This window comes from Burkholderia sp. HMSC10F09 (assembly GCF_001806955.1).
GTDB classification, from domain to species: domain Bacteria; phylum Pseudomonadota; class Gammaproteobacteria; order Burkholderiales; family Burkholderiaceae; genus Burkholderia; species Burkholderia multivorans.
In genome coordinates this window covers 1-3,986 of sequence record NZ_KV786907.1, presented here as the reverse complement: position 1 = coordinate 3,986, position 3,986 = coordinate 1, and the positions used below count along the sequence as shown (strand labels likewise).

At 71.1% G+C, this 3,986-nt stretch carries 3 protein-coding genes and 1 pseudogene; 3 read left to right on the top strand and 1 reads right to left on the bottom strand.

The genetic code is table 11. The annotated features are described in order from the left end of the window. Window positions 1-708 (top strand): hydantoinase/carbamoylase family amidase (locus HMPREF3115_RS32845; RefSeq protein ID WP_256276433.1); only part of this gene is annotated, 708 nt, incomplete at its 5' end. 25 nt (window positions 709-733) lie between these two features. Next, window positions 734-1,756: a histone deacetylase family protein gene (locus HMPREF3115_RS25695; RefSeq protein ID WP_070556647.1), complete on the top strand. Its 1,023-nt coding sequence runs from the start codon at window positions 734-736 to the stop codon at window positions 1,754-1,756. 163 nt (window positions 1,757-1,919) lie between these two features. Here the strand turns inward: HMPREF3115_RS25695 and HMPREF3115_RS25690 are convergent, their stop codons facing one another. After that, window positions 1,920-3,125 (bottom strand): MFS transporter, encoded by a 1,206-nt coding sequence (locus tag HMPREF3115_RS25690; protein WP_006401089.1) that lies wholly within the window; start codon window positions 3,123-3,125, stop codon window positions 1,920-1,922. Window positions 3,126-3,680: 555 nt separating this feature from the next. On the opposite strand from HMPREF3115_RS25690, the pseudogene HMPREF3115_RS32050 reads away from it, so the two are divergent. Further along, window positions 3,681-3,986 (top strand): annotated as a pseudogene (locus HMPREF3115_RS32050) (hypothetical protein); the annotation flags it as partial.

Below are 3,986 nucleotides of genomic sequence, written 5' to 3'. Positions count from 1 at the left end.
GCGCATATCGAGCAGGGGCCCGTGCTCGAGGCGAACGGCACGACGATCGGGATCGTGACCGGCGGCCAGGCGATTCGCTGGCTCGACGTGACGGTCACGGGTGTAGCCGCGCATGCGGGCACGACGCCGATGCCGTACCGTCGCGACGCCTATTTCGCGGCCGCGCAGATCGCGCTCGATCTGGAGCGGATCGTCGCCGGCTATGCGCCGCGCGGCCTCGCGACGATCGGCCAGGTCGCCGTTCGCAACGCTTCGCGCAACACGATTGCGGGCGAGCTGACCTTTACCGTCGATCTGCGTCATCACGACGATGCCGAAGTCGATGCGATGGAGCGCGCGCTGCGCGATGCAGCGGCACGCGTGGCGGCCGCGCGCGGCGTGCAGGTGGCGATCGAGACTTGCTGGCGCAGCCCGGCGACGCCGTTCGATCGCGCGTGCGTCGAACTCGTCGCGCAGGCCGCGGACGCGTTCGGCTACCGCAGCGAGCGAATCGTCAGTGGCGCCGGACACGATGCGATCGTGCTCGCGCGCAGCGTGCCGACTGCGATGGTGTTCATTCCGTGCGTCGACGGCCTGTCGCACAACGAAGCGGAAGATGCGCTGCCGGACGACGTGACGCGCGGCACGAACGTGCTGCTTCACGCGGTGCTCGCGCGGGCGGGCGTCGCGGCGCGTGTGGACACGGCAACAGCCGCGCCGCGCGTATGACGATGCATTCCGACGAGGACGATCGATGAAGACGTATTTCCATCCCGAGCAATTGCTGCACCATCCGCGCACGTATCTGTCGCGCGGGCAGATGCGGGCGCCGCAGGAAGTGCCGGAGCGCGCGGCGCGCCTGGTCGCCGCTGTGCGTGCACTCGACTTCGACGTGCGCGAGCCGGCCGACCGCGGCACGGCGCCGATCGCGGCCGTGCACGACATGAACTACCTGCGCTTTCTCGAGGACGCGCACCGCGACTGGAAGAAGATGCCCGACGACTGGGGCGACGAAGTGATGTCGAACATCTTCGTGCGCGATCCGAATCCGCTGCGCGGCGTGCTCGCGAAAGCCGCGCGCCATCTCGCGGACGGCAGCTGCCCGATCGGTGCGAACACGTGGCGTGCCGCCTACTGGTCCGCGCAGAGCGCGCTCGCGGCTGCGGCCGACGTGAACGACGGCGCGCGCGACGCGTATGCGCTGTGCCGGCCGCCCGGCCATCACGCGCGCCGCGATGCGGCGGGCGGCTTCTGCTATCTGAACAACGCGGCGATCGCCGCGCAGGCGCTGCTCGGTCGCCATCGGCGCGTCGCGATCCTCGACACCGACATGCATCACGGGCAGGGCGTGCAGGAAATCTTCTACGGCCGCGACGACGTGCTGTACGTGTCGATTCACGGCGATCCGACCGACTTCTATCCGGTCGTCGCCGGCTACGAAGACGAAACGGGCGCCGGCGCCGGCGCGGGCTACAACCTGAACCTGCCGATGCCGCACGGTTCGCCGGAGGCGGTGTTCTTCGAGCGCCTCGACGACGCGTTGCGCGCGCTCGCGCGCTTCGAGCCCGACGCGCTCGTGCTCGCGCTCGGTTTCGACATCTACAAGGACGATCCGCAGTCGCAGGTCGCGGTGACGACCGACGGCTTCGGCCGGCTCGGCAGCGCGATCGGCGCGCTCGGTCTGCCGACCGTGATCGTGCAGGAAGGCGGCTATCACCTCGACAGCCTCGACGCGAACGCGCGCGCATTCTTCGGCGGCTTCGGCGCGGCGCGCTGAGCGTGCCGGCGGCCGGTGCGCGAAGCAGGCGCCGGGCCGATGACGACGCGACATGGGCCGGATGACGGGCCCGTGTGCGCTGGTGCGCCTGATTGAATTCGGCACTGCGCGCGCCGCGACGCCGATGCGTACGGCTCGGCCGCGACGCTCGACGGTGCCGGCGTCAAGACCCCGCGACGGCCGGCGCGCGGCGGCGCTGCATCCGCTGCAGCACGACGAGCGCGAGACCGGCGGCGGCAATCAGCCCGCCGACGAGCGGCACCGCCGCATAGCCGAACCCGGCCGAAATCGCGGCGCCGCCGGCGGCAGCGCCGAGCGCATTGCCGAGATTGAACGCGCCGATGTTGACGGCCGATGCGAGGCCGGGCGCCTCGGCGGCGGCGCGCATCACGCGCATCTGCAGCGGCGGCACGACCGCGAACGTCGCGATGCCCCACACGAGCAGCGTCGCGGCGGCGCCTGCATGCGTCGCGGCGAGCAGCGGGAACGCGGCCATCGACACGATCAACAGCAGCAGGAAACCGATCAGGCTGCCGTCGAGCGAGCGGTCCGCGAGGCGGCCGCCCGCGACGTTGCCGATCGAGAAGCCGACGCCGATCAGCACGAGCATCGCGGTCACGAAGCCGGGTGTCGCGCCGCTCAGATGCTCGAGCGTCGGTGCGACGTACGTGTACAGCGTAAACATCGCGCCGGCGCCGAGCACCGTGGTCGCGAGCGCGCCGAGCACGACGGGACGCGTCAACACGGCCAGCTCGGCCCGCAGATCGGGCATCTTGCCGGCTTCGCCTTTCGGCAGCGCGGCGAACAGGCCCGCAATCGCGATCAGGCCGAGCGCGGCCGTCGCCGCGAACGACATCCGCCAGCCGATGATGTGGCCGAGCCACGTCGCGGCCGGCACGCCGCCGACGTTCGCGATCGTCAGACCCATGAACATCGTCGCGACCGCGCTGGCCTGCTTGTCGCGCGGCACGAGGCTCGCGGCGACCACCGAGCCGAGCCCGAAGAACGCGCCGTGGTTCAGGCTCGTGACGAGGCGCGCGAGCAGCAGCGTCGTGTAATTCGGTGCGACGGCAGACAGCAGGTTGCCGATCGTGAAGATCGTCATCAGCGCGATCAGTGCCGAACGGCGCGGGCGGCGCGCGAGCAGCAGCGTCATCAGCGGCGCGCCGGCCATCACGCCGATCGCGTATGCGCTGATCAGCATGCCGGCCTGCGGAATCGACACGTGCACGCCGTCGGCGATCACGGGCAGCAAGCCCATCGGCGAGAACTCGGTCGTGCCGATGCCGAACGCGCCGGCGGCGAGCGCCAGCAGCGGCAGCGCGGCGCTGCCGCCGGGGCGGGAAGCAGGGGAAGTCGTGGCGGTCAAGCGATGTACTCCTGTAAGCGATGGGCAACGGAACGGCGCCGTTGCGGACAGCCTGCATTGTGCTCGTCCGACTTTTGCGGAAAAAGCCGTATCGGGACGAAACTCTCTTGAATCGATATCAAGAATGGCGGCGCACCGCCGCTGCCGCGCGGGCGCGGGACGGGCGTCGGCGCGCCGGCGCGGACAAAAAAAACCCCGGCCACAGGGGGACCGTGACCAGGGAGGAAAGGCATCCTCTCTTTGGCACGAGGGTGGATGCGCGCGCAGTATATTTCGCGACGTAACGATTTGAAATGTCGTTAAACGGCCGTTTTTGGTGCCAATTCGTCATCCGAATAGCGCGTGCGGCCAGCGCGCGGGCGGCGCGGGGCAGCAGCATCGCCGTCGTGCGAGCGCATGCGGGTCCGTCGCCGCGCGCGGGCGCGAGCGCGCGCCGACGAAGCGTCCCGACGGCGAGCCGGTGGCTGCGCGATCGAACTGGAATTTGGATGAGCCGCGCGCCGGCGTTACGGCCGGGCGCGGGCAGACCGCCACGCACGGCCTTCCATCGGACGAATGGCCTGGCGGCAATGTCCGCCCGCCGTGCGGGCCGGCGAGGCGGCGGCTTTCGGCCGGGCCGCTCAGTGCGCGCCAGGCGCGCCAGGCGCGCTGGCGCCCGACGGCGCCGATGCGACGGCGGGGCTGTCGGCGGCCGGTGCGTTGACGGTCGGTGTCTGCGACGCGTCATTCCGTGCGGCGGGCGCCGCAGCAGGTGCTGCCGATGACGGCGTCGAAACGGCCGGCGTCGACGCGGCGGGCGCCGGCGCAGCCTTCGAAGAAGCGGGCGCCGTCGCAGAAGCGCCAGCCGGAGCCGATGCCGGC

Excerpts from the sequence above, each read along its gene's own strand:
- HMPREF3115_RS25695 (WP_070556647.1), top strand. The coding sequence starts at position 734 with ATGAAGACGTATTTCCATCCCGAGCAATTGCTGCACCATCCGCGCACG.